The following is a 25,803-nucleotide window of genomic DNA, read 5'->3' on the forward strand; positions in this document are numbered from 1 at the left end:
TTTTAAGTGTAACTAGTTTCAGCTTATCAATTTTAAGGCGTCTTTTCAATGCAGACAACTTCCCCGGTTCATTCCAAACTGCAGATGCTCCGGATGTTTATTATCCCGTTTCTGCAAAAGGGCTGCTGATGTGCCGGTCTCTGCTGCCCTGTACCAGGAATTATTCGGCGGAGCGACGTGTTCAATAAACGCTAGTAGTCTCTTTATTGATATTTTCAAGAATTTCTTTGACCCGTGCCAGGAACTGTCCAACAATCAGCCCATCCAGAACACGGTGGTCGAGTGACAGACATAGATTCACCATATCCCGTGCCGCAAACATGTCATTCATAATGACCGGCCGTTTTACAATAGATTCAACCTGCAAGATTGCTGCCTGCGGATGATTAATGACACCCATCGACTGTACGGATCCGAAAGAACCTGTATTATTAACAGTGAATGTACCACCTTGCATATCATCAGCAGTCAATGTACCGGAACGCGCTTTTGCGGCCAGTTCATGAATGGATTTAGCGATTCCTTTAATGCTTTTTTCATCAGCATTTTTGATGACCGGAACGAACAACTCCTGATCCTTTGCGACGGCAATCGATAAATTAATATCTTTTCGTTGAATAATCTTGTCTTCTGCCCATGTGCTGTTCAACTGCGGATATTCTTTCAGTGCTTGGGCAACAGCCTTTACAAAAAAGGAAAAGAACGTAAGGCTAAAACCTTCTTTTTCCTTAAATGTGTCCTTCATCTGATTACGATAGGCCACAAGATCAGTGACATCAACTTCCACCGTCATCCACGCATGCGGAATCTCTTGCGTTGAGCGGACCATATTCTGGGCAATGGCTTTTCTTACGCCGGTCACAGGTATTTCAATATCACCTGCGGCAGCAGCCGGCTTTGATGAAGTTTCCTGAACTGGAGCCTTTGACGGCGCTGGTTCCTCTGTTTTCGAAGCAGATGTTCCGGCTTTCGTCTCGCCTGCTTTCGGCTCAGAACCGGAAGCAATAACCTGTTCCATATCTTTTCTCGTTATCCGGCCACCGCGCCCTGTTCCTTCAACCTGTTGCAAATCAATATCATTCTCTTGTGCCATCTTTAAAACAGCGGGCGAATATCGTTTCTTCATCGATGTGTCTTTACTGCCAGATTCTTTTTCGGCATTGTCTTCCTGCGGCTGATCATTGCTGTCATTGCCGGCGGATGTATCTGTACTGACTTCCTCCTCGGTATCGATATAGCAAATAAGGTCACCTACCTGAATCGTATCCCCAACTTGTGCGACAAGTTCCTTGATGACACCTGTGAATAATGACGGGACTTCCGCATTCACCTTATCTGTCATGACTTCTGCAATCGGATCATATTTATTGACCTTATCACCTGCACCGACCAGCCAGGAGCTTATTGTGCCCTCTGTCACGCTTTCGCCAAGCTGCGGCATATTAATATTTTCTGTTGCCATCATGCATCCCTCCTTTTAGCACACGTCATTAAAATTCCGCCAGATCACGAATAGCTGTTTCCACTTTATCCGGATTGATCATAAAGTATTTTTCCATTGTTGGCGCAAATGGCATGGCAGGCACATCCGGACCGGCAAGCCGCTGTACAGGAGCGTCCAGGTCGAACAGGCAATTTTCCGCGATGATGGCTGCCACTTCCCCGATTATGCTTCCTTCTTTATTATCCTCGGTAATCAGCAGCACTTTTCCGGTCTTTTGAGCTGCCTCGATAATGGCCTCCTGGTCAAGCGGATAAACGGTTCTGAGATCAAGAACATGCGTGCTTATTCCTTCTTCTTCTAATTTTTCGGCTGCCTGCAATGTGAAATGGACAGCCAGACCGTATGTGATGACCGTCACGTCGGCACCTTCTCGCTTAATGTCTGCTTTTCCAATCGGAAGCACATAATCATCTTCCGGGACATCCGCTTTCAATAAGCGGTACGCTCGTTTATGTTCAAAAAAGAGTACCGGATCATTGTCCCGGATGGACGCTTTCAATAAACCTTTGGCATCATAAGGTGTCGATGGCATAACGATTTTCAGCCCGGGCTGATTCGCAAATACGGCCTCAACAGACTGTGAGTGATATAAGGCGCCATGCACACCCCCGCCATACGGTGCCCTGATGGTCATAGGTACATTCCAGTCATTACCTGACCGGTACCGAATCTTGGCCGCTTCGGATATAATCTGATTCACTGCCGGCATTATAAAGTCAGCAAACTGCATTTCCGCTACAGGACGCTTACCGTACATGGCCGCCCCAATGCCAACACCGGCTATGGCTGATTCAGCGAGCGGCGTATCAAGCACACGGTATTCGCCAAACGCTTCATAAAGACCTTTCGTAGCACCGAAAACGCCACCTTTTTTGCCTACATCCTCACCAAGGACAAAAACGTTTTCGTCACGCAGCATTTCTTCTCTTAATCCAGCTGTAATAGCCTGGATATATGATTGAACTGGCATTGGTGTTTCCCTCCCTTATTCTTCATATACATACCCAAGAGCGGATTCCGGTTCCGGATATGGTGCGTTTTCCGCATAATCAGTAGCTTCATTGACGATTGCATCGATTTCAGCAACCATATCGTTTTCCGCCTCATCCGTCATCACACCTGTCTCTTTCAAATAGGCCGCAAATGTGATGATGGCGTCGTTTTTCTTCGCTTCGTCCACTTCTGCACTTTCCCGGTATTGACGGTCATCGTCATCACTTGAATGGGCAGTGAACCGGTAAGCGACAGCCTCAATCAATGACGGGCCTTCACCATTAAGCGCACGTTCCCTTGCTTTTTTAACCGCTTCATAAACTGCAAGCGGATCATTCCCATCAACCGTTATACCAGGCATGCCGTAGCTGGAGGCGCGATCAGAAACATTCTCACTGGCAATTTGCTTATCCAGTGGCACAGAAATGGCGTATTTGTTGTTTTCCACCATTGTAATGACCGGCAACTTGTGCACCCCGGCAAAATTCAGCCCTTCATGAAAATCACCCTGATTGGATGAACCTTCTCCCAATGTGACAAACGAAGCAAAGTCTTCCTTCTCCATTTTGGCGGCCAGTGCGACACCTACAGCGTGCGGAACTTGTGTCGTTACCGGAGAGGACTGTGTTAAAATTCTATTTTTCTTCTGTCCGAAATGGCTCGGCATCTGACGGCCGCCGGAATTAGGATCTTCCGCTTTCGCAAAAGCTGACAGCATCAGTTCTTTTGCCGTCATGCCAAATGCCAGAACGACGCCCATGTCCCGATAGTATGGTGCAGTATAATCTTTCGTGCGGTCCAGCGCGAATGATGCGCCTATTTGCGATGCTTCCTGTCCCTGACAGGAAATGACGAACGGTATTTTCCCCGCCCGGTTTAACAGCCACATCCGCTCATCCAGTTTTCGGGCCAGGAGCATATGTTTATACATATCCAACACTTGTTCATTGGTCAGCCCCAATGATTCATGGCGATTATTTGCCATATGCTGTTCCCTCCTTTAATAAATTGAAATATCCTGTCGACAAACGCTTATCCATGTATTTGCTTACCATCGACAGCAAGTGCTGCCTCTCCCACCACTTCCGAAAGCGATGGATGTGGGTGAACACTATGTGCTACTTCCCAAGGTGCAGCGTCCAGGACTTTGGCCAATCCAGCTTCTGAAATCATATCCGTAGCATGTGGCCCTGTCATATGCACTCCAAGGACATCGTCTGTCTTTTTGTCGGCGACTATCTTGACGAAGCCATCCGACTCCCCATGTACCAGAGCCTTGCCGACCGCCTTAAATGGAAATTTGCCTATTTTGACGTCTAATCCTCTATCCACAGCCTGTTTTTCTGTCAAGCCGACTCGTGCAGCCTCCGGATGGGAATAAATACAGCTTGGAATCTGGTCATAATCAAGTGGCCAAGGATTCTCACCTGCCATATGCTCCACGGCGATAATCCCTTCATGGGAAGCAACATGAGCAAGCTGCATACCACCAATTACATCACCAATGGCATAAATATGCGACTCTTCCGTCTGATAAAAGTCATTTGTTTTGATAGAACCCTTTTCAACAGCGATGTCCGTATTTTGCAGACCAATATTGGATGTGTTGGCACCACGCCCGACCGAAACGAGCATTTTGCCGGCCGTAAACGTTTCTTTCCCATTGCCTGTTTCCGCTTCAACGGTGACCCCATTGTCCTTTTGAATAGTTTCAGGCAGCACGTTTGCTCCTTTAACAAAGCGGATTCCTTTTTTCCTCAGCTGTTTTTCTGTCTCTGCGGCCACTTCCTCATCTTCAGTCGGCAAAATTTGCTCCAGATACTCCATGACCGTTACGTCCACTCCGAAATCAGCCAGCATAGAAGCCCACTCGATGCCGATGACACCACCGCCTACAATAATCATCGATTCAGGCAATGCTTCCATATGTAATGCTTCATCGGAACTCATCACATAGTCGCCGTCAATTTCCAGCCCGGGAAGTGATTTTGGATGTGAGCCAGTCGCAATCAGCACATGTTTGGGCACGATCATCGTATTTTCGTCCCCGTTTTCATACTCAATGGAGATGGTGCCAGGCATTGGTGAAAATATACTGGGGCCGAGAATCCGTCCAAATCCTTTAAAAACGTCAATTTTTCCTTTTTTCATCAAACCTTGAACACCTTGATGAAGTGTCTCGACGATACGGTTTTTGCGTTTCTGCACATTTATAAAATTGAGTGCCGGTTCACCGGTGTCCACTCCAAATGTTGCTGCTTCCTTTGTCTGCCTGAATACTTCAGCGCTCCGGAGCAGTGCCTTGGACGGAATACAGCCGCGATGAAGACAGGTTCCGCCAAGTTCACCATTTTCAACAACAGCCACCTGCATCCCCAGCTGTGAAGCTCTGATCGCTGCGACATAGCCGCCCGTTCCTCCACCAAGGACCACTAAATCATAATCTTTCGCCATATAATGATTGCTCCTCTCTATCGTTGGTTGGGTAGATCTTTGCTGCTTCTTCTCCCTGCAAAACCCGTCGTACACCTTCACATAATGCTTGCAGCTCATCCTCACCCGGATAAATGATTGTATCCGCAATCCAATGGACCCGGTCAATAATCATATCCGTAAACATTTTACCGTACGCCAGCCCACCAGTCAGGACGATTGCATCAACATTCCCATGCAGCACGGTACTTGCCGCCCCAATTTCTTTTGCTATCTGGTAAGCCATCGCATCATAAATAAAGGCGGCATCACCATCCCCGTTTTCTATCCGTTTTTCCACTTTCGTAGCATCATTCGTGTCCAGATAAGCTGTTAAGCCACCACGACCTATCAGTTTCTTCATTATTTCATCCAGATAATGCTGGCCCGAAAAACACATCGAGACCAAGTCACCGGCGGGTACAGTCCCGGCCCGCTCCGGGGAAAATGGGCCATCACCATGAAGCCCATTGTTAACATCAATGACTTTTCCATTTTGGTGGGCTCCGACAGTAATGCCTCCCCCCATATGAGCGATAATCAATCTGGCTTCGGCGTATGTAGTGTTTAACTCCTCGGCAGCTTTGCGTGCAGCGGCTTTCTGGTTTAGCGCATGGAATATACTCTTTCGCGGAAGTTCCGGAACACCGGATACCCTTGCAATATCCTGCAGTTCATCCACCACAACAGGATCGACAATAAATGCTGGAATATTTAGTCCACTGGCGATTTCGTGGGCGATGATGCCCCCCAGATTTGATGCATGTTCCCCATTATAACCATTACGCAAATCCAGAAGCATTGCTTGGTTAACTTCGTATGTGCCGCCCTCTATGGGCCGGAGCAGACCGCCGCGCCCACAGACAGCACTTAATTTCGAGACGTTTATCCCTTCCGTGTCCAGCTGCTGCAAAATGATCTGCTTCCTGAATGTGTACTGTTCTATCGTACGTTTAAAAAATGCCAGTTCATCGGAAGAATGACGGATAGTCTTTTCCAGAATGCATTTCCTGTTATCAAATACGCCAATCTTTGTTGACGTTGATCCTGGGTTAATCACTAAAATTCGCAGAGGGTGATAGTGTGTCACTTCGATTTACCTCCGTTACTGCAGGTTTGCTTAACGTCTGCTTAATGTATGATGGCCGTTCATTAAAAACTGACCGCGTGATGCCTTTAATGATTGGATGCGTTCCTCAGCCATACGGTCTGCAGCAATATTGGAAGGGATATCATCACGTCTTGAAATTGCAAAGACTTTCGACAGATTATCGTAAATCGTCTCCACTTTTTTCATCGCTCTATCCTGGTTATAGCCGTTCAGCTCATCGGAGACATTAATGACCCCACCGGAGTTAATGACATAATCCGGAGCAAAAACAATTCCCATATCGTGTATCATTTCTCCGTGTTTTTCTGACTTCAGCTGATTATTAGCAGAGCCTGCAATCACTTTCGCTTTTAGCTGAGGAATTGTTTCGTCATTAATCGTAGCACCAAGGGCACACGGTGCATAAATATCGCAGTCAGCGCTGTAAATATCATCAGGGTCAACCGCTTTGGCACCAAAAGCATGGACAGCCCGCTTAACTGCTTCTTTATTAATATCTGTGACAATTAAGTCAGCGCCCTCTTCATGCAAATGTTCGCATAATTGATAGGCCACATTGCCAACCCCCTGCACTGCCACTGTTTTGCCCTCAAGTGAATCCGTGCCGTATGCCTCATTTGCTGCAGCTTTTATTCCTTTATACACACCATAAGCCGTAACAGGAGACGGATTTCCGGAAGAACCGTGTTCCGGAGAAGTCCCCGTGACAAAGTCAGTTTCCATGTATATTAAGTCCATATCTTCAACAGTTGTGCCTACATCTTCCGCAGTTATATAACGACCATTGAGGCTTTGAATATAGCGACCAAAAGCACGAAACATTTCCGGGTTCTTGTCTTTTTTCGGATCCCCCATAATAACGGCTTTTCCCCCGCCAAGATTCAGGCCTGCAGCCGCATTTTTATATGTCATGCCCCTCGCGAGACGGAGCGCATCTTCAATAGCCTCCGCTTCCGTGTCGTATGTCCACATTCGTGTACCGCCCAGCGCCGGACCAAGTGTCGTGTCATGAATGGCTATTACCGCTTTCAGTCCGGAATTTTTATCCTGGCAAAATACTAACTGTTCGTAGTCACTTTCTTCCATATATGGAAATATCTCCATTTGTCAAACCCCCTGAAATGTTTTTTCGGAAACGAGTGCCAAGGCCAGCGAGTTTAATTTGCTCTCACTGGAATCAGCCCGTGATGTCAGTACAATTGGAGCGCTTGCACCGCTAATAACAGCGGCTACTTGTGCTCCTGAAAAATAGATGAATGATTTATACAGGGCATTGCCCGCTTCAATGGACGGCACTACCAGCATATCAGCGTCCCCTGCCACATCAGACTGAATTCCTTTTTGCGCCGCGGCACGGGAAGAGACCGCATTATCAAACGCCAGCGGACCATCGATGGTACATCCTGTTATTTGAGAACGTTTTTGCATCTGTGCAAGTGCCGCTGCATCCAGTGTGACCTGCATTGCCGGATTCACTTCCTCAACCGCAGCTAGGACAGCTGTTTTCGGATCCGCAATACCAATCCCATGTGCAATTCGAACTGCATTTTTTATGATTGCAGTTTTTTCTTTCAAAGTGGGAGCAATGTTCATGGCTGCGTCGGTCAAAAAAAGGAGCCGGTCCTGATTCGGGATCTCAAACAGTGCCACATGTGACAAAATACCGCTTCCGCGAAGACCGTACGCCTTATCCAGTACAGCTTTCAGCACATGTTTCGTCTGTACATTTCCTTTCATAAGAATATCTGATTTCTGGTCATGGACATTTTTCACTGCTACCATTACAGGGTCAATGGCATCTGTTACGGTAATGGCTTCTTTTCCCAAATCCAGGCCAATCGCATCAGCAGCTAAAGCTATATCGGCCTTGGCTCCGAACAAGCGAAACGAACACATATTTTCATCGACCGCTTTTTTCACCGCAGCCAAGACATGTTCATCCGCTGCACCAGCCACAGCAACGACTTTATTCTGTTCAAACGCCGCCTGTTTCCTTAAGTCTGTCAATGTTTTCATTCTATCCACCTATCTTCCTCATAAATCTAAAGGCAAAAATCGTGCCAATAGCTAAAGGTATGAAAGCGCTTTTATGGTGCGATGCGAGGTGTGCAAATAATTGCAGTTATGAAAGACTTTGCATGCTACTTTTGTCAATCCCATGTTTCTCAAGTTTATAATAAAGGTTTCGGATTGATATATTTAAATCGCTGGCGGTTTTTGTTTTATTATAATTATTTTCCTCTAGAACAGAACGGATGTACCGTTGTTCGTATTGTTCGATGGCGCCCTTTAATGTCTTGTCATGATGAGGGAGCTCGGTCGGTTGTGAGTTTGAGGCGGCAGTATATATATCCATTTCAGGAATGTGTTTCTGTTTAATGATTTCTTCATTCATATCCATATAGATCATAGCGCGTCCAATAACATTTTCCAGCTCTCTTACATTACCAGGCCAATGATAACGCTGCAAATAATCGCAAGCTTCTTTTTCAATTGCTTTTACATTCCGTCCGTAGTCCTGGTTGATTTTCTGAATGAGATGTTCTGTCAAATCCGGCAGATCATCAATGCGTTCATTGAGCGACGGGATATGGACAGGCAACCGATTCAGCCGGTAATAAAGGTCTTCACGAAAAGTCTTATTCATGATAGCTTTTTCAAGATTAACATTGGTTGCGGCAATAACCCGTACATCGATGGATATGGGATCGGTTGAGCCGACACGAATAATCTCCCCTTCCTGAAGAACGCGGAGCAATTTAGCTTGCATGTGGTGTGACAGTTCACCAATCTCATCAAGGAAGATACTTCCCAGGTTCGCCTCCTCAAACAAACCTTTTTTCCCACCTTGTTTTGCGCCTGTAAACGCCCCTTCTTCATAGCCGAACAATTCACTTTCCAATATGTTTTCAGCAATGGCGGCACAATTGACGCGGATGAATTTATTATGTTTACGGTCACTTTCATTATGGATAGCGTGGGCGAACAATTCCTTCCCTGTACCGGATTCTCCCCGAAGGAGCACTGTTGCCGGTGTTTTAGCACCAACTTTAGCCTGCTCAAGTGCTACTTTCATTTCAGAAGAAGGTCCAATGATATCATCAAATGTATATTTTGCTTCAAGGTTGCGAATAATTTGCCTTGCTCGTTTCAGTTCACTTGTCAGACTCTGGATTTCTGAAACATCATGCAGAATGCCCACACTGCCCTTTATTTTCCCATCAACAATCACAGGCGCAACGTTGACCATCACATCTTTTCTTGCGGGCCCGACTTTCATCCGTACACCGCGTACAGTACGTCGTGTCTGCAATACTTTCATATGCATGCTTTCGCCTTCATAAATGTCAGCATTCGCGGGTTTCCCGATAACGTCTGATTCTTTAAGGCCAGTGATGCGTGTATAGGCAGGATTAATCATAATGCCGATTCCCTTCTCATCCACGACAGATATGGCCTCGTCGGACGAATGAATAATGGCTTCAAGCATCGTTTTAATTTCTTTCAGGTCGGTATTTTCTTCAGCGAGGTTCATCACCTCGGTAATATCTTTAAATACGGCAAAGGCACCGACCAGCAGATTGTCGTCATTAATGATGGGAATACGGGTTGTAATAACTTTTTTACCGTTTTCCAGCACTAGCTTCTGATTTACCTCTTTTCTGCGGGTATGCATGACATACGGAAGTCTGGAACCAGAAATGACTTCTTTTATACTCTGACCTTTGATCTGCTCCTTGGATACACCGACAATCCGTTCTGCACTCTTATTGGCAAACTGGACAGTTTCATCCCCATTAATGACAATCATGCCGTCGTGAATGTTATTCAGAATCAGTTCCTGGTTGTTCGTCTGCAGTTTTAGCCGTTCCAATAATGTTTCTTTTTCTTCCATCAATTCAGAAATGATATACGCGACACTGCCTGGAATAACGACCGTTTTCTCGCCCCGTTTCTCGAGCAGCTCGTCAAGCACCTTCTCATCACCTGTCGCTTCCATAATAATATCAATGTCGCTGTTGATCCACTCACCATAATTGGTACCGGTGGGGATGCCTTTTTCCAATGCCATCATTAATCCCTTAGCGTCGGGGTTTTTATCTATCACTCCTGCAATTTTCATCCGGTCCGTATTGGAAAGTATGTCCAATAGTGCACTTCCACCCTTACCAGCACCAACTATGAGTACACGTTTCATATGCATCCCACCCTTGCAATATTTTGCATGATCCAAGTATACTCTATTATAAATATTTAAACAAACGATAGTCCTGCATAACGTGACAGATGTTTCAGCCTTCCATTGAACCAAAAATCCGTTACACCCTGTTTCTATTTTTTAAACAATTTGCTATACTTGTTGCTATAATTGTGTGTATAACCTCTTTAATAAAAAGGATTCATACATAAACTCATTAAAGGAGAAAAGACATGGTCCGTATCATTGCAGTGTTGCTGCTTTTAATTCCCGGGCTTGTTGCAGCTATCGGTATTAAACTGATGCGTGACACCCTGTTTAACGAATTTAACGCGTTATTTATCAATCCGGGGATCCAATTTGCTGCCGGATTGCTGCTGTTCCTTGGCGGATTGGCGTTTATTGGCGGTTTTATCGTTCACCGGGACAGAAAAAAATGGAAGGAGAAAAAGAAAGCAGGACGAAAAAAATGATTTAGTGCGTTATTTTTACTCAACCAAATTATGGAGGAGCGATGTTTATGAAAGTGGCAAAATTCGGAGGAACTTCCGTGGCAAGCGGGACACAGATTAAAAAAATTAAATCCATCATAACAAGCGACCCCGACCGGAAAATTGTTGTCGTTTCTGCACCCGGGAAACGTTTTAGCGGCGATTCCAAAATAACAGATCTGCTGATCGCGTTAGGAAATGCTGCTTTTGCCCATAAACCGGCCGGAGAGCTGAGGGAAAACATTATAGACCGTTTTTCTGCCATCGCAGAGGAACTTCACCTTCCCGCGCAAATTGTACAGGAAATTGATGAGACCATAGAGCAAATTCTTTCAAGTGATGAGCCTGATCATACAAAAATGGATGCCTTGAAATCCATTGGTGAAGATAGTTCGGCCAAATTAGTCAGTACATACCTAGAAATGGCCGGTTATCAGGCTAAATACATGAACCCGAAAGATGCTGGTATTATTGTCAGTGATGAACCAGGTAATGCTCAAATTTTACCCGAAAGTTTATCAGCTCTGGCCAGTTTACGTGAAGAAGAAGGGATTATTGTCATACCTGGATTCTTCGGCTTTACAAAAGATGGACAATTAATGACATTTCCGAGAGGCGGTTCAGACATCACCGGTTCCATCGTAGCTGCGGGCGTGCAGGCTGATTTATACGAGAATTTCACGGATGTCAACTCAGTTTATACGGTAAATCCCACAATTGTACAAAATCCTAAAGAAATACGTACATTGACGTACAGAGAAATGCGGGAACTTTCCTATGCTGGCTTTTCTGTTTTTCACGATGAGGCGCTCATACCCGCATTCGAAGCAAAAATCCCTGTATGCATCAAAAATACCGGCAATCCGGATGCCCCCGGAACAATGGTTGTAGCAGACAAAAAGCCACAGGAAAAATGTGTCGTCGGCATTGCCAGTGACACAGGTTTTGCAAGTTTATACATCAGTAAATATTTAATGAACCGTGAACTCGGCATCGGACGAAAACTGCTGCAAATACTGGAAGAAGAAAACATTTCATTTGAACATGCTCCTTCTGGTATTGATGAAATGTCTGTCATTTTTCGCGACAACCAACTAACACGGGGCAAGGAAGAGGCTGTGATTAGGCGGATCAAAAGTGAACTGAACCCGGATACGATATCAATTGATTACGACTTTGCAATGATTATGGTTGTTGGTGAAGGGATGAATAACACGATAGGAATTGCAAACAAAGCAGCCGCAGCATTTTCAGATGCAAATGTCAACATTGAAATGATCAACCAGGGCTCATCCGAACTTTCCATGATGTTTGGGGTAAAAACCGATAAACTCAATCAGGCTATCCAGTCTTTATACAAAACATATTTTGATTAAAAAAACTGTATGTGCTTCAACGCACATACAGTTTTTTATTAGCTTGCTTTATGTTCCAGCCGCAGACGGTCCGCAACCATGGCGATAAATTCAGAATTTGTCGGTTTGGCTTTAGAAATATTTACCGTATACCCGAACAATGCTGAAATGGATTCGATATTACCGCGGCTCCAAGCAACCTCAATGGCATGGCGAATAGCACGCTCAACACGTGATGAGGTTGTATTATATTTTTTGGCAATGTCCGGATAAAGCACTTTAGTGATGGAACCCAAAAGCTCAATATCATTATAAACCATTGTAATTGCCTCTCTTAAGTACATGTAGCCTTTAATATGTGCCGGTACTCCAATCTCATGGATAATATTCGTAATACTTGCTTCGAGGTCTTTTTTCTTCCGTTCTCTGCTTGCCGGTTTTTTTGGTGCCGGCTGATTTAACGTATTCGAACTTTCTCCCTGTACCTGTCGAATCTGTTCAGCCAGATTATCCAGCTCAAATGGCTTAAGAATAAAATAAGATGCCCCAAGATCAACCGCTTTTTTCATCACCTCTTCCTGACCGAAAGCTGTCAGCATAATAACATTGAGATCCTGATTATGTTCGCTTCCGCGGACTGTATTTAAAACACCCAGCCCATCAATATGTGGCATAATAATGTCCAGAACAAGAACATCAGGTTTTGTGTCTTCAAGCATTTCCAGGCATTCCCGTCCATTATGGGCAATTCCTACAATTTCAATATCATCCTGATCCTCGAAATACTCTTGCATTAATTGAATAAGTTCCCTATTGTCATCGACTAAACAAACTGAAATTTTTTCCACGTTGTTTCCTCCTTTAATTCGAGCTTTCTCCACGTAACATATTCGACACAAGTACCAAATATCCTTTTTTTATTTAAAAAACTTTATATTTTTTTCTTTTTGCTTTTTTTATCTCTATTTTACTTCGAATATCGATGGTATTCGATTATTTTTGACAATGTTTGTCGAAAAATATTTAAATGTATTATTATTGTAGCATAAAAAAGCCTGTTATAGGATGAAATTCCTGTAACAGGCTTTTTTTATTTAGCTTGCTTCCTCTTTCTTGGACTGTTCTTTCACTTTGATTCCAGCTTCCTGCAGCATCCATTCAATGTGGACGCCATAGCCACTGGTCGAATCATTAACAAAAACGTGCGTGACTGCTCCGATTATTTTGCCATCCTGAATAATCGGGCTGCCGCTCATGCCCTGGACGATCCCACCTGTTTTGTTCAGGAGCTCCTCATCCGTTATTTGAATGACCATTCCTTTTTTGGCCGGGAATTTTTGCGGTACACTGCTGACAACCTTTACGTCAAATGCTTCCACTTCTTCCCCTTCCAGAACGGTCAAAATCTTGGCTGGTCCTTCTTTCACTTGGTGTGACAAAGCAATTGGCATTGGTTTGTCATATTCGCCATTCTTTATAGGTTTGTTTAACTTGCCGAAAATACCGAAAGGGCTGTTTTTGGTAATACTACCGATTTTTTTATCTTTAACGGAGAATTTTGCCTGTTTTTCACCTGGATCTCCGTCATTGCCTTTTTCAATTGAAGTAACGTTGGAGCGTACGATGGAACCGTTATGGATTTCAATCGGCTTCTGTGTATCCATATCAGATATAACATGGCCAAGTGCTCCATAATTTTTGGTTTCTGGATCATAAAATGTCATCGTTCCAATTCCTGCTGCTGAATCACGTATATACAATCCAATGCGGTATTCGCCTTCTTTTTCATCTTTTGCGGGATCAAGCGTTGTTTCGATGGTTTCATTATCCCGTTTCACTGTTAATGTCAGTTCCTTGTTTTCTTTACCAGCTTCTTTCACAAATGGTTTAACATCTTCCATTTCCTTAATTTTCTCGCCATTTATCTTCAGTATAACATCGCCTACTTGAATGTCTGCTTTTTCCCCGGGAGACACCATTCCATCCTCTGTTTTAATTTGATGATGTCCAACGACAAGGACGCCAAGTGTATGCAACTGGACACCGATGGATTGTCCGCCTGGAACGACCCGGATGTCCTCAAGCACCGATACATCCACTTTTTTCATCGGAAATCCGGCCGCTTCATACATAAGCTGACTATTTCCTTGTTCTTTCGGATAAAATACAGAGGAATCCATGGCTTGGATACTTTCGCCAGAGGAATCAATCGACACATTTGTGCCGAGTGCAGGCACGTCAAGGGGTGATGCAGTGTTATTTAGTGTGACAATTTCGTCGGGAATGGAAAGGTATTGCTGGACTGGTTTCAAAAAAGGAAGCGCCAGTACTGCAATAAGAAGAAAAATGCCTGTCCATATTCGAATTTTGCTGTGTAGCTTCACCCAATTCACTCTCCTCGGCCAACCCCATACCATTAATTTCTCTTTGTACTTCTAATTTGACCGAACGGCACCCATTTTAAACTGGTGAAAAAAAAGAAAAGCTGTGTATCTTTTCCTTTTTAAAAAATACCAGCTTTCCCGGTTGGATTTTAATGTATAAAAACTATTGTGTTGATTGTTTATAATTGGAAGCCAATGCAAGCATTTCCCTGGCGTGTTCTTTTGCTGTTTCTGTTAATTTCGTCCCGGTGATCATCCGGCTCAACTCGTCAATTTTTTCCTTTTCACTCAATTCTTCAACAACGGTTGCTGTTCTGTCATTTTTTTCGTATTTCTGAATCAGCTTGTGAATATCCGACATTGCCGCCACTTGTGGCAAATGAGTAATGCAAAGCACTTGGGACTGCCTGGAGATTTGATAGATCTTTTCGGCAATAGCCTGCGCAACCCGTCCGCTAACGCCAGTGTCCACTTCATCAAAAATAACACTGGTGACGCCCTGATGTCTGGCAAACAGTTTTTTCAGTGCCAGCATAATTCGCGACAATTCACCACCCGAAGCTACTTTATTCAACTGTTTCAATGGTTCGCCCGGGTTGGCAGAAATAAGAAATTGAACGTAATCAAATCCGTCCCGGTGCAATTTCACATTTTTTTCTGTGCCCGTTTCAGTTTTGGAATCAAACGATATGGAAAAAGAAGCCTTTTCCAGATAAAGACCGGCTAGTTCCCCGTATATATTATCGGTCAGCGATTTAGCAGCCTTCTGGCGAAGATCGTGAAGTTCTTTTGCTTCCAGGTATGCATCCTGATATGTTTCCGCAATTTGTTCTTCAAATTTTGCCAAATGTGTGTCCTTATCTGTAAGCTGTTCGATTTCTTCCTCGATTTTACCGAGGTATTCCAGTATCTCATTCACAGAAGGACCGTATTTCTTTTTCAACCGATCAATTTCATACAGCCTCGATTCAATTTCATTCAATCGCTCTGAATCATATTGGAGTGAATCAGCGTAATTGCGCAGCTCGTACATCAGTTCTTCAACAAGGTAATAGTGATTAGATAATTCCTCAGCCTTTTCAGCAATAAAGGAATCATACTCACTACTGTTCTGCAGGGATTGGTTAGCCATGCCCAGCCATTCAATCCCTCTCTGTTCACCATAAAGGGCGTTGTAGGCATCCTGCAGTCCATTGTATATCCGCTCAAAATTCGCAAGCTGGCTGCGCTCCTCTTCCAGCCGCACATCTTCATCAGGAGTGAGATTGGCTTGTTCGATTTCGTTTTGCTGAAATTGCAGCAAATCCAGACGCTGCGTCATTTCCTGCTCATTGGCGCTTAGTTCATTATACCTTTTTTGTAACGAAAGCAATTTTTCATATAGGCGGGTATATTCTTTTTTTGCGTTTCCTATCTGTTTTTCACTGTATAAATCAAGGAGCCGGATATGATTTTCCGGATCCATTAATGATTGGGTTTCATGCTGGCTATGTATATCAATCAGTCGCTTGCCAAATTCCTTGAGAATAGCAAGGGTGACTAATTTACCATTCACCCTGCAGATACTTTTACCGCCAGATGTGATTGTACGGTTCAGTACCATCATGCCGTCCTGCATATCGATTCCATACGTATCAGCAGTAGCATACAATTCTTCCTGATTGGAATCCAATGTAAAAAGTCCTTCAATTTGAGCTTTGCTTGTCCCATGCCGGACGTATTCCACTGAGCCCCTTCCGCCTGCCAGGAGCTGGACGGCATCGATGATAATCGATTTCCCGGCCCCTGTTTCACCGGTAAGAACAGTCAACCCATCATCAAATGTAATCGACATTTCATCAATGATAGCAAAATCCTTTATAGACAGTTCTGTCAGCACATGCCTCACCTCGCTGCTACAGCATACTTAAAAAGCGGTCCTGGATAACCACCGGGTCCTCTTCCGTCCTGCAGATAATTAAACAAGTATCATCACCACAAATCGTTCCCATAATTTCGTCCCATTCGAGATTATCGATCAGGACACCAAGGGCATGTGCATTACCGGGCAGTGTCTTTAACACAATAAAATGACTCGTGTACTCCATTTTGACAAATGCATCCCTGATTAAGCGTTTTAATTTATCAAGTGGGTTGAAGCGATTATCTGCTGGCAGGCTGTATTTATAACTTCCATTGAATGATGGTACCTTCACAAGGTGCAATTCTTTTATGTCGCGTGATACGGTAGCCTGCGTCACATCATAACCCGCAGATTTAAGCTGATCGGCAAGTTCATCCTGGGTTTCAATTTCTTTTTCTGTTATAAGTTCGCGTATTTTAATATGGCGCTGAATTTTACTCATAAAAGCCTCCATTTAAAAACTCGGATGCCCATCACTAGTTAAAAAGGCTGTGAGCCGTCATGTATCTTTCTTTTCTCTAAAATTGCGGTGGGCAGCTTCTACTGCTTCATTTAAGCTGATATCCGCTTGTATGCTTTCTGCTTCTTTCTCCCAGCCCAGATGAGCCAGAAACTCAATATTCCCATCACCGCCAGTTATCGGAGAGTGTGTCAGACCCATCAGCTCGTATCCTTCCCGACGGGCATATCCGATAACATTTTCGAGAACTTCCAAATGCACTTTTTTGTCATGGACGATTCCTTTTTTCCCCACCTGCTCACGTCCGGCTTCGAATTGTGGCTTAATAAGAGCAATAATGTCACTGTCCGGTTTAAGCAGCTGTTTCAGCACAGGCAATATGAGTTTGAGTGATATAAAAGATACGTCAATTGCTGCAAAATCTGGCTTTTCATCGTTAAGCATATCAGGTGTAACATATCGAAAGTTTGTCCGTTCCATTACAATAACCCGGTCATCATTCCGCAATTTCCAATCCAACTGATTGTAACCGACGTCAATGGCAAAGCTAAGCCGCGCGCCATTCTGCAGTGCACAATCCGTAAATCCGCCGGTAGACGATCCAACGTCCACCACGACCTTTTCCTTTAGTGATATGGAAAAATGACGGATGGCTTTTTCCAGCTTTAATCCGCCACGTCCTACATACGGGATGTCTTTTCCTTTAACTGTCAGAGGAATAGACTCACTCACTTTCATACCTGGCTTGTCAAGCCGGTCCTGACCTGAGAAAACAAGTCCGGCCATAATGACCCGCTTTGCTTTTTCTCTGGTGTTGATTAAATCCCGTTCCACTAACAATACATCTAATCGCTTTTTGCCCATTCCTTTTATCCCTTTTCTTCCTGTAGAATGTATAAGTGCGTGTTCAAAAAGGAGGATAAAAAGGACCGAGAATTTCGAGGCGACGCAGTTTCGGAAGGCGGACTTCCACAGGATGTGGTGACTTCTGCAGTTGACTATTGACGTGGGCAGTTTTAGCAGAAGAGCCGCTTTTGCTACAGATTCATGAGTAGCGGAGAAACAAGTCAACGAAGAAATTCGATATGTCATTTTTACCGGACTTTTTGAACAACCTCTATAAATCAATCATTTATTTACTTGTTTTGCTGTCATTAGGGAGCAGTTTGATTTTCAGGCGCTGTTCCATGAATGCGATAACTTTCCCGGCAAAAAAAATGAGGGCTGTGGAAGCATTAATAGCGGCATATTTCCCGACCGCTTTTCCACCCACCGTCAAAGCGGCAACCAAGCTGGTCAGTATGACGGATAGAACAATCTGCAGCGTAGATCCGTCACCCTGATCAAACATATTGGCAATCTGCAGTACAACAGTTGCTGATGCGGTACCACTGACAACACCTGATATATCACCAATGACATCATTACAGAAACTGGCAAATTTATCGGCGTTACGGATGATTTTAACGGCTTCCTTTGCACCAGTAATCTTTTCGGCTGCCATTGCATGAAAAGGTTTTTCACTGGCAGCGGTAGCGGCAATGCCAAGCATATCAAACATAACACCAATAAATACGATGATAAACACAATTACCAGTCCAAGTATCCAAATCACATTACTTAGAATGGATTCAGATACCACTGAAAAAATAGCCGCTAACACAAACGTGATAACGGCAATAGTAACACTGAAATGCAGCGATTTTTTAGTTTGCTGTTTCATTTTAACCTCTAATTCAAAAAAATATGTAGTAGAAGGAATGGTCATTTAAAAGGTAAAAACTGCGGCTTAGGTCCAGTAGGTTTTCCCAGATGGATACCCTATGTTGCCATAAAGGCGGTTCCCCTTTAAATCCATCTCGACTCCGTCACCGGAAGCCGGACTGGATTACCACTTAGTCCGCACTATAATCCCTTTTAAATGTCCAATGAGCAGTCTAGGAGTTTTCCTCAGCAGTCTTTGACCGTTCCCTAGCCTCTTTTGCAGTGATGATTTCATAGAGATTAAATAACCAAGCCGGTTGGCCACCCGGATTGATTATTATTGCTCTAATCCCCTCACCACCACTCAAGGCAGGCTACGCTGCAAATAAGGCTCCCACGCCCTATTATGCAGGTTCATACCCCATTCCATAGCGAAACCTAGGCTTAGGGTCCACTACAGAGATGGGCCTCCGCGGTAATCGGGTCAACGCCCACATGCCTTTGTGGATCGCCCGAAAACCTTAACTCCCAGCACTGACCCAAGGCTGGGCGCCTCAAGCCAGCACAAGGAACTTCATCGATGTGCCCTTTGGCGGATTTTTAGGCCCGCCTTCAAGAACGGAGGACTGACTAGAATACTGCACCATTCCTTTACTAGTATTATTATAACATAGGACAGACAAAATTACTATGGATTATTAATAATCCCGTGCACTGAAATAGTCCGTAAGCAGTGCAAGGTAGGAAGTCTCTGCACCGGCCTTGCGCAATGCTTCTTTCGCCCTCTGTACATAGGAGGATTTTTTCTCTATCGCCCCCTCCAGTCCAAGCAGCTTCGGATAGGTATTTTTATCATTCGCTTCATCACTGCCGACCGGTTTACCGAGTTTATCCGGGTCCCCAGTAACATCAAGAACATCATCCTGTACCTGAAAAATTAAGCCGAGATAATATGCAAAGTTTTCTAAATGTGCTATCTGCTCGGTGCTGGCTCCGCCAAGATATGCTCCGGTGCCAACAGCAAATCGAAGCAGTTCCCCTGTTTTCAGCGTGTGTATGGTTTCCAGCTCTTCCAGTGTAATCTCTCTTTGTTCAGCTTTCATGTCCAGAGCTTGCCCGGCTACCATTCCCTTTGGCCCGCTCACTTCAGAAAGCGACTTCACAATCTGGACTTTCTGATTCGCTGATAATTGCGGGTCGCTTGAAATCAGCTCAAAACTGTATGTCAGTAAGGCATCTCCTGCCAGAATCGCCGTGGCTTCATCATACACTTTATGGTTCGTCGGCTGTCCGCGGCGCAGGTCATCATCATCCATTGCCGGCAAGTCATCATGAATGAGGGAGTACGTATGAATCATCTCCAGTGCAACTGCAGGTGTAAGGGCCACATCTGTATCATTATCGTACGCATGGTACGCAGCCATTAAAAGAACAGGCCGGAGCCGTTTACCGCCAGCTTCAACTGAATACAGCATGGAAGCTTTCAGACGTTCCGGAATGTCCAATTCACGCAGCTGGTGTTCAAGCTCCTGCTCGACAGCCGTTTTTTGGTCATCCATGAATTTATTCAATTCCTGCTGCACAGCTACTCCTCCCCCTGAACATCGAACGTTTCCAGTTCGCCCTGGTCATTCATAATTTGTGTCATTTTTTTCTGTACATCTGTCAGTTTATCACTGCAAACTTTCGAAAGTTTCATACCTTCCTGGTAATAAGTAATTGCCTTTTCTAATGGAACGTCCCCTTTTTCAAGCTTTTCTACGATTTTTTCAAGCTCAAGCATTGCTTCCTCAAAAGAATGGTTATTCTCCTGCTCCATTGCTCTCCTCCTTTTTGTCCATTACCTGACAATCAAGTAACCCATCCGCAAGTTTCACGGTTACATGGTCTTTTACGGATACATAATCAACTGATTTCAGCAACTCTCCTGTGGGATTATAAAGAATGGCATATCCACGTTTCATCGTCTCCAGCGGATTAAGAAGGGACAGCTTCCCAATAGCCGTCTGCAGCCGGTCAGCACTTTTTTCCAGGTGACCGTTCATCAAATCACCTAGTTGTTTATTATACTGCTTAAGATCCCTTCTGGCGTGGTCCATTTGACGTTGTGGATGGAGTGCTGCAAGCCTTGTCGTTAACTGCTGAAATGCGTCCCGTTTCATCCGCAATTCCATTGAAGCCGTTTTTTCAAGACGATCAACGTGTCTGTCCAATTCCTGTTCTTTTTGTTTCATTAGCTGCTCAGGATAGCGAAATGCATATGATTGCTTCAGCCGGTTCAGATGCTGCTGTGCACTAGTGGCATATTGCGTCATCATTTTAGCCAAATACCGCTCGAGATTATCCAGCTTCTCGGCAAGTTCAAGCTGTGACGGGACAACTATTTCGGCAGCACCTGTCGGGGTCGGTGCCCGTACATCAGCCACATAATCGGTGATGGTTGTATCGGTTTCATGACCCACAGCTGAAATAATCGGTATGGCAGATTGGAAAATCGCACTGGCCACGATTTCTTCATTGAAACTCCATAATTCCTCAATGGATCCGCCGCCCCTGCCAGCAATCAGGACATCAAACAGTTTGGTCTCGTTCGCCTTCTTGATTGCGTCCGCAATGGATTGCGGTGCATTTGGGCCCTGAACAAGTACTGGAATTACCGTTGTCCTGGCAATAGGATATCTTCGTTTTATAGTTGTAAGAATATCACGGACAGCAGCCCCTGTTGGCGAAGTAATGACACCAATGTGCCGCGGGTAGGCAGGCAATTCTTTCTTATGCCGTTCGTCAAAATACCCCAGTTTATGTAGTTTCTCCTTCAGCTGCTCATAGGCCAAATAAAGGGAGCCGAGTCCGTCCGGTTCCATTTGCTGGATATACAATTGATACTGGCCAAATTGTTCAAACACACCGACTTCGCCCTTTATCAGCACATTCATGCCATTTTCAGGCCTGAATTTCAGTCGGCGATTATTACCGGCGAACATAACTGCCTGTATGCGTGCATGATCATCCTTAATCGTTAAGTACATATGGCCCCGGCTGTGATGTTTAAAATTGGAAATTTCCCCTTTTAGCCAAATGTGCTTTAAATGGGGGTCTGTTTCAAATTTACGTTTAATATATTTCGTCAGTGCTGTGACAGTTAAATAATTATTTTCCAACCGCAGACAGCCCCTTGGCAGCCTTAATCGTATTTTTTAGTAGCATAGTGATTGTCATAGGACCAACTCCCCTTGGAACAGGTGTAATCTTGGACGCTTTGGCCGCTGCTGATGGAAAGTCGGCATCTCCTGTCAGGGAACCATCCTCTAACCGGTTAATCCCAACATCCACGATGACCGCACCGTTTTTCACATGCTCCCCACGGATGGCATTTGCCCTTCCCATGGCGAGAATAAGGATGTCAGCTTCTTTCGTGTACTCTGTCAGATTTTCGGTTCTGGAGTGACAGTGGGTTACGGTTGCATTTTCATTCAGGAGCAGTTGGCCTATCGGTTTTCCTACAATGTTGCTTCTTCCTAATATAACAGCGTGTTTCCCTTCCATGCTGACATCATGGGCTTTAAGCATTGTTATAATTCCATACGGGGTGCATGGAAGAAAGGTGCTATTTCCCGTCACCATTTTCCCAATGTTGACCGGATGAAAACCGTCGACATCTTTTTCGGGGCTAATGGATTCAATAACCTGCTGTTCATTTATATGGTCCGGAAGAGGAAGCTGCACCAATATGCCGTGCACGGTTTCATTCCTGTTGAGGTCATCGATTTGATTTAGAAGGTCCTGTTCCGAAGTGGATGATGGCAATGCAATAATGTCAGATGACATGCCTATCTCCGCTGAAGCTTTTTCTTTCCCTCTTACATATGATTTGGAAGCTGGATCATCTCCAATTATAATAACTGTTAAATGAGGTGTAATCCCCTTTTCTTTCAGCTGCAGCACCTCTCCAGCCAAATCTGTTCTCACTTTTTTTGCCAGCTCTTTCCCATTCATTTCAGTTGCAGTCATACACTCCATCTCCCTTTTTTAGTAATGAGACCGCGGCAGGCAGCTACTCATTGTACCATGGTCCCGTTAGGCAGCGAGCAGCAGTGTGCCAGTTGGACGTTTATGTTGTAACTTTGGCCAGGACGCCATTGACAAATTTACCGGACTTCTCATCGCCGTATAAATTGGCTAGCTCCACTGCTTCATTGATGGATACATTGACAGGAACATCCTCCTGCCAGCGAATCTCATAAACAGCAATGCGTAATACCGTTCGTTCTACGGATGCAATTCGTTCGATTGTCCAATTTTCCAGACTGGCCGTAATGACACTGTCCATTGTCTGTTTATTTGCCGCAACTCCTTCGACAAGGGTTTTAATAAACGGATCGACTTCAAGTGACTCTAAATGATCTTTCATCGCTTGTTCAGGCTCTTTGTCGTTCATGTCCAGCTGGAACAATATTTGAAATGCTTTTTCTCTTGCTGCATGCCGATTCATCATTCATAACTCCTTTGAAATTCTTATCTCCCTGAAATCATAACATGACTGTTTGGAGTAATCCATAATTTTTGTTTTCTGACGCTAGAAACAAGCTGGAGGCCAAAAGAATCCTTTTGGCCTCCCGCGTTCACGTTCATTCGCTTTCATCCGCTGTTTCCATTTGGATACCGACCACGTGAACATTAATTTCGTCTATTTCCAGCGCTGTCATCGTTTTCAGTGTATGACGGATGTTTTCCTGCAGCTCCTGTGCCACTTTTGGTATGGAAACGCCAAAATTGAGAACAACGAACAGATCAATCAGTATCCCTTTTTCGGTCAAGTCCACTTTAACACCTTTTCCGTGTGACTTTTTACCAAACCGTTCAACGACACCGGTTGCAAAATTGCCGCGCATTTCCGAGACACCTTCCACTTCCGATGCTGCAATGCCTGTTATGACTTCAATCACTTCCGGAGCAATTTCAACCGTCCCCAGACTTTCATCATCACTGACATTTAGCAGTGGCTGTTCACTCATTATCTCACTCATCCTTTTCTAATATGGGATTTTCTTTCAAAAACTTCGTATTGAAGCTGCCGTCTGTAAAAACAGGATGATCCATGATTTTTCGATGGAAGGCAATCGTTGTATCCACGCCTTCAACGACAAATTCATCAAGTGCGCGTTTCATTCTGTTGATGGCTTCCTTTCGAGTCTCTCCATACGCAATAAGTTTTGCAACCATGGAATCATAAAACGGTGGAATGCGATAGCCCGGATATGCAGCCGAATCATTACGAACCCCCGAGCCACCAGGCGGAAGATACATCGTTATTTCCCCGGGTGATGGCATGAAATCCTTAAACGGATCCTCCGCATTGATACGGCATTCAATTGCCCATCCATCAAAGCTGATGTCATCCTGCCGAAAAGGCAGTGGCTCATTGTCAGCTACTTTGATCTGTTCCTTGATCAGGTCAATACCCGTTATCATTTCGGTTACAGGATGCTCAACCTGTATTCTTGTATTCATTTCCATAAAATAAAATGACTGGCTTTTCCTGTCAAAAATAAATTCGATTGTGCCGGCACCAACATAATCAACAGCTTTGGCTGCTTTCACTGCTGCCTCACCCATTTGTGCACGGATATCAGGTGTGATCGCAGGTGATGGGGCTTCTTCAATTAACTTTTGCAGCCTTCGCTGAATGGTGCAATCACGTTCACCCAAATGCAGAACATTGCCGTGTTTGTCTGCCAGAATCTGAATCTCCACGTGCCGGAAATCCTCGATATACTTTTCTAGATAAACTCCTGGATTCCCGAAGGATTTTTCGGCTTCCTCCTGTGTTACGCGAATCCCTTTCACTAGTTCTTCTTCGGTTTCCGCAACCCGGATTCCTTTTCCGCCACCGCCTGCAGTCGCCTTGATGATGACAGGGTAGCCAATTTCTTCCGCAATTCTGATGGCCTCTTCTTCGCTTTCGATAATTCCTTCCGAACCTGGCACAGTTGGAACATTTGCTTCTTTCATGGTTTCACGTGCCACATCTTTTATGCCCATCTTTTGGATAGATTCAGCAGCAGGACCGACGAATGTAATATTGCACGCTTTGCAGATCTCGGCAAAATCGGCATTCTCAGCAAGAAAACCATAACCGGGATGAATAGCATCCACTTCGGTCAGTATGGCAACACTCATGATATTCGTGAAATTTAAGTAGCTCTCTTTACTCAGTGCGGGACCAATACAGTAGGCTTCGTCAGCCATTTGCACGTGCAATGCGTCTTTATCCGCTTCAGAATAGACTGCAACAGTTGCAATATCCATTTCTTTACAAGCGCGGATTATCCGTACTGCAATCTCTCCCCTGTTTGCAATCAGAAGTTTTTTAATCACCCGTGACATCCCCTTACTTTTGCTTCACTCTATAGAGCGGCTGTCCATATTCAACCAGCTCTCCATCTTTTGCAAGAATTTCCGTAATCTCCCCTGTCGTTTCCGCCTCAATTTCATTAAAAAGTTTCATGGCCTCAACAATACAGACAACTGTATCTTTTTCAACTTTTGATCCAGTTTGTACGTAAGGATCGCTTTCCGGATTTGGAGCTGTATAAAAGGTTCCTACCATAGGGGAAACAATTTCATAGTCATAATCAGCCGCTTTTTCCGCAGCAGGAGCAGGCGCTTCTTCTGATGAACTCTCTACTGGCTCAGCCTTCACTTCAGGCGCCGAGGATTGAATAGGCTCGGCAGGCCGCTCTGCCGGCGCTGCTGGCGCGGGTGCAGCAGTGACCGTATTGCCACCCGATTTCTTCATGGTAACGGTTGTTTCGTCTGTTTCATAAGTAAATTCATCAATTGCTGATTGGTCGACCAATTTTATTAATTCTCGTATTTCCTGTACTTTCAGCATAGTTGGCACCCCTTCGTTTAATAACTGGTACTAATAACTTCTTCTGGAGGTTGTTCAAAAAGTCCGGTGAAAATGACACTTCGAATTTCTTCTCGGTCCTTTTTATCTCCTTTTTGAACACTCACCTCTAACATTTTACGATAAGTTCATTCCATACTTCAACCCAGAATAGCACCTAGTAATTTACCATATGTCATAAACCGTTTACACAGTAACCATTATAGCAATCTTGTCCAATTTTTGCGAATCATAGATTTATCACTGCCCAGTAGCGTTGCATTAAAAAATAATAGCTAAGTCAAACAATTGATTTTAAGGTCTGAAATTACTGAA

At 44.4% G+C, this 25,803-nt stretch carries 24 protein-coding genes; 2 read left to right on the top strand and 22 right to left on the bottom strand.

Annotated elements, in window-relative coordinates; all coding sequences use genetic code 11:
• Positions 1-181: 181 nt before the first annotated feature.
• The 8 genes from ACFSUO_RS15350 to ACFSUO_RS15385 all read right to left on the bottom strand — a co-directional run bounded on the left by ACFSUO_RS15350 (position 182) and on the right by ACFSUO_RS15385 (position 10,278).
• Positions 182-1,462, bottom strand: a complete 1,281-nt coding sequence (locus ACFSUO_RS15350) for a dihydrolipoamide acetyltransferase family protein (protein ID WP_382395673.1) — start codon at positions 1,460-1,462, stop codon at positions 182-184.
• Between the two features lie 28 nt (positions 1,463-1,490).
• Positions 1,491-2,474, bottom strand: a complete 984-nt coding sequence (locus ACFSUO_RS15355) for an alpha-ketoacid dehydrogenase subunit beta (protein ID WP_382395675.1) — start codon at positions 2,472-2,474, stop codon at positions 1,491-1,493.
• A gap of 15 nt (positions 2,475-2,489) precedes the next feature.
• The gene (locus ACFSUO_RS15360; protein WP_382395677.1) at positions 2,490-3,482 is read right to left on the bottom strand and encodes a thiamine pyrophosphate-dependent dehydrogenase E1 component subunit alpha; all 993 of its coding nucleotides are present in this window, start codon (positions 3,480-3,482) and stop codon (positions 2,490-2,492) included.
• Between the two features lie 47 nt (positions 3,483-3,529).
• Positions 3,530-4,951, bottom strand: a complete 1,422-nt coding sequence (gene lpdA, locus ACFSUO_RS15365; protein WP_382395679.1) for a dihydrolipoyl dehydrogenase — start codon at positions 4,949-4,951, stop codon at positions 3,530-3,532.
• A complete protein-coding gene (gene buk, locus ACFSUO_RS15370; RefSeq protein WP_382395729.1) occupies positions 4,935-6,041 on the bottom strand; it encodes a butyrate kinase in 1,107 nt (368 codons plus the stop codon). The genes lpdA and buk overlap by 17 nt, the downstream gene beginning before the upstream one ends.
• A gap of 48 nt (positions 6,042-6,089) precedes the next feature.
• On the bottom strand, positions 6,090-7,184 hold the full coding sequence (locus tag ACFSUO_RS15375; RefSeq protein WP_382395681.1) for a Leu/Phe/Val dehydrogenase: 1,095 nt from the start codon (positions 7,182-7,184) through the stop codon (positions 6,090-6,092).
• Positions 7,185-7,187: 3 nt separating this feature from the next.
• Positions 7,188-8,096, bottom strand: a complete 909-nt coding sequence (locus ACFSUO_RS15380; RefSeq protein WP_382395731.1) for a bifunctional enoyl-CoA hydratase/phosphate acetyltransferase — start codon at positions 8,094-8,096, stop codon at positions 7,188-7,190.
• Between the two features lie 106 nt (positions 8,097-8,202).
• The gene (locus ACFSUO_RS15385; protein WP_382395683.1) at positions 8,203-10,278 is read right to left on the bottom strand and encodes a sigma 54-interacting transcriptional regulator; all 2,076 of its coding nucleotides are present in this window, start codon (positions 10,276-10,278) and stop codon (positions 8,203-8,205) included.
• A 233-nt stretch (positions 10,279-10,511) separates the two neighbouring features.
• On the opposite strand from ACFSUO_RS15385, the gene ACFSUO_RS15390 reads away from it, so the two are divergent.
• The gene (locus ACFSUO_RS15390; RefSeq protein ID WP_382395685.1) at positions 10,512-10,751 is read left to right on the top strand and encodes a DUF2627 family protein; all 240 of its coding nucleotides are present in this window, start codon (positions 10,512-10,514) and stop codon (positions 10,749-10,751) included.
• Between the two features lie 47 nt (positions 10,752-10,798).
• Positions 10,799-12,145: an aspartate kinase gene (locus ACFSUO_RS15395; protein ID WP_382395687.1), complete on the top strand. Its 1,347-nt coding sequence runs from the start codon at positions 10,799-10,801 to the stop codon at positions 12,143-12,145.
• A 38-nt stretch (positions 12,146-12,183) separates the two neighbouring features.
• Here ACFSUO_RS15395 and spo0A read toward each other — a convergent pair whose 3' ends face one another.
• The 14 genes from spo0A to accB all read right to left on the bottom strand — a co-directional run bounded on the left by spo0A (position 12,184) and on the right by accB (position 25,470).
• Positions 12,184-12,972, bottom strand: coding sequence for a sporulation transcription factor Spo0A (spo0A, locus tag ACFSUO_RS15400; protein ID WP_382395689.1), 789 nt, complete (start codon positions 12,970-12,972; stop codon positions 12,184-12,186).
• Positions 12,973-13,218: 246 nt separating this feature from the next.
• Positions 13,219-14,541, bottom strand: a complete 1,323-nt coding sequence (gene spoIVB, locus ACFSUO_RS15405; protein ID WP_382395691.1) for a SpoIVB peptidase — start codon at positions 14,539-14,541, stop codon at positions 13,219-13,221.
• A gap of 130 nt (positions 14,542-14,671) precedes the next feature.
• Positions 14,672-16,387 carry a DNA repair protein RecN gene (gene recN, locus ACFSUO_RS15410; RefSeq protein ID WP_382395693.1) on the bottom strand — a complete coding sequence of 572 codons (1,716 nt, stop codon included), beginning with the start codon at positions 16,385-16,387 and terminating at the stop codon, positions 14,672-14,674.
• A 16-nt stretch (positions 16,388-16,403) separates the two neighbouring features.
• A complete protein-coding gene (gene ahrC, locus ACFSUO_RS15415; protein ID WP_382395695.1) occupies positions 16,404-16,853 on the bottom strand; it encodes a transcriptional regulator AhrC/ArgR in 450 nt (149 codons plus the stop codon).
• Between the two features lie 57 nt (positions 16,854-16,910).
• The gene (locus ACFSUO_RS15420; RefSeq protein WP_382395697.1) at positions 16,911-17,735 is read right to left on the bottom strand and encodes a TlyA family RNA methyltransferase; all 825 of its coding nucleotides are present in this window, start codon (positions 17,733-17,735) and stop codon (positions 16,911-16,913) included.
• A gap of 268 nt (positions 17,736-18,003) precedes the next feature.
• Positions 18,004-18,594 (bottom strand): hypothetical protein, encoded by a 591-nt coding sequence (locus ACFSUO_RS15425; protein WP_382395699.1) that lies wholly within the window; start codon positions 18,592-18,594, stop codon positions 18,004-18,006.
• Between the two features lie 679 nt (positions 18,595-19,273).
• Entirely contained in the window at positions 19,274-20,158 is an 885-nt protein-coding gene (locus ACFSUO_RS15430) for a polyprenyl synthetase family protein (protein ID WP_382395701.1), read from the bottom strand.
• A 2-nt stretch (positions 20,159-20,160) separates the two neighbouring features.
• Entirely contained in the window at positions 20,161-20,394 is a 234-nt protein-coding gene (gene xseB / locus ACFSUO_RS15435; RefSeq protein WP_382395703.1) for an exodeoxyribonuclease VII small subunit, read from the bottom strand.
• Entirely contained in the window at positions 20,378-21,736 is a 1,359-nt protein-coding gene (xseA, locus tag ACFSUO_RS15440; protein WP_382395705.1) for an exodeoxyribonuclease VII large subunit, read from the bottom strand. The genes xseB and xseA overlap by 17 nt, the downstream gene beginning before the upstream one ends.
• Complete coding sequence (locus ACFSUO_RS15445; RefSeq protein ID WP_382395707.1) at positions 21,726-22,586, bottom strand: bifunctional 5,10-methylenetetrahydrofolate dehydrogenase/5,10-methenyltetrahydrofolate cyclohydrolase; 861 nt, start codon at positions 22,584-22,586, stop codon at positions 21,726-21,728. Before ACFSUO_RS15445 ends, xseA begins: the two co-directional genes overlap by 11 nt.
• A gap of 100 nt (positions 22,587-22,686) precedes the next feature.
• Positions 22,687-23,067: a transcription antitermination factor NusB gene (gene nusB, locus ACFSUO_RS15450; RefSeq protein ID WP_382395709.1), complete on the bottom strand. Its 381-nt coding sequence runs from the start codon at positions 23,065-23,067 to the stop codon at positions 22,687-22,689.
• Between the two features lie 136 nt (positions 23,068-23,203).
• Positions 23,204-23,590: an Asp23/Gls24 family envelope stress response protein gene (locus ACFSUO_RS15455; RefSeq protein WP_382395711.1), complete on the bottom strand. Its 387-nt coding sequence runs from the start codon at positions 23,588-23,590 to the stop codon at positions 23,204-23,206.
• 4 nt (positions 23,591-23,594) lie between these two features.
• Positions 23,595-24,953: an acetyl-CoA carboxylase biotin carboxylase subunit gene (gene accC, locus ACFSUO_RS15460; RefSeq protein ID WP_382395713.1), complete on the bottom strand. Its 1,359-nt coding sequence runs from the start codon at positions 24,951-24,953 to the stop codon at positions 23,595-23,597.
• A 13-nt stretch (positions 24,954-24,966) separates the two neighbouring features.
• The gene (gene accB / locus ACFSUO_RS15465) at positions 24,967-25,470 is read right to left on the bottom strand and encodes an acetyl-CoA carboxylase biotin carboxyl carrier protein (RefSeq protein ID WP_382395715.1); all 504 of its coding nucleotides are present in this window, start codon (positions 25,468-25,470) and stop codon (positions 24,967-24,969) included.
• Positions 25,471-25,803: the final 333 nt, after the last annotated feature.

It is taken from the genome of Lentibacillus juripiscarius, assembly GCF_042685205.1.
Lineage (GTDB): Bacteria > Bacillota > Bacilli > Bacillales > Amphibacillaceae > Lentibacillus > Lentibacillus juripiscarius.

Coding starts and splice junctions, on each gene's coding strand:
- ACFSUO_RS15350 (WP_382395673.1), bottom strand. CDS start 1,462: ATGGCAACAGAAAATATTAATATGCCGCAGCTTGGCGAAAGCGTGACA.
- ACFSUO_RS15355 (WP_382395675.1), bottom strand. CDS start 2,474: ATGCCAGTTCAATCATATATCCAGGCTATTACAGCTGGATTAAGAGAA.
- ACFSUO_RS15360 (WP_382395677.1), bottom strand. CDS start 3,482: ATGGCAAATAATCGCCATGAATCATTGGGGCTGACCAATGAACAAGTG.
- lpdA (WP_382395679.1), bottom strand. CDS start 4,951: ATGGCGAAAGATTATGATTTAGTGGTCCTTGGTGGAGGAACGGGCGGC.
- ACFSUO_RS15375 (WP_382395681.1), bottom strand. CDS start 7,184: ATGGAGATATTTCCATATATGGAAGAAAGTGACTACGAACAGTTAGTA.
- ACFSUO_RS15380 (WP_382395731.1), bottom strand. CDS start 8,096: ATGAAAACATTGACAGACTTAAGGAAACAGGCGGCGTTTGAACAGAAT.
- ACFSUO_RS15385 (WP_382395683.1), bottom strand. CDS start 10,278: ATGAAACGTGTACTCATAGTTGGTGCTGGTAAGGGTGGAAGTGCACTA.
- ACFSUO_RS15390 (WP_382395685.1), top strand. CDS start 10,512: ATGGTCCGTATCATTGCAGTGTTGCTGCTTTTAATTCCCGGGCTTGTT.
- ACFSUO_RS15395 (WP_382395687.1), top strand. CDS start 10,799: ATGAAAGTGGCAAAATTCGGAGGAACTTCCGTGGCAAGCGGGACACAG.
- spoIVB (WP_382395691.1), bottom strand. CDS start 14,541: ATGGTATGGGGTTGGCCGAGGAGAGTGAATTGGGTGAAGCTACACAGC.
- ahrC (WP_382395695.1), bottom strand. CDS start 16,853: ATGAGTAAAATTCAGCGCCATATTAAAATACGCGAACTTATAACAGAA.
- ACFSUO_RS15420 (WP_382395697.1), bottom strand. CDS start 17,735: ATGGGCAAAAAGCGATTAGATGTATTGTTAGTGGAACGGGATTTAATC.
- ACFSUO_RS15425 (WP_382395699.1), bottom strand. CDS start 18,594: ATGAAACAGCAAACTAAAAAATCGCTGCATTTCAGTGTTACTATTGCC.
- xseB (WP_382395703.1), bottom strand. CDS start 20,394: ATGGAGCAGGAGAATAACCATTCTTTTGAGGAAGCAATGCTTGAGCTT.
- ACFSUO_RS15445 (WP_382395707.1), bottom strand. CDS start 22,586: ATGACTGCAACTGAAATGAATGGGAAAGAGCTGGCAAAAAAAGTGAGA.
- nusB (WP_382395709.1), bottom strand. CDS start 23,067: ATGAATCGGCATGCAGCAAGAGAAAAAGCATTTCAAATATTGTTCCAG.
- ACFSUO_RS15455 (WP_382395711.1), bottom strand. CDS start 23,590: ATGAGTGAACAGCCACTGCTAAATGTCAGTGATGATGAAAGTCTGGGG.
- accB (WP_382395715.1), bottom strand. CDS start 25,470: ATGCTGAAAGTACAGGAAATACGAGAATTAATAAAATTGGTCGACCAA.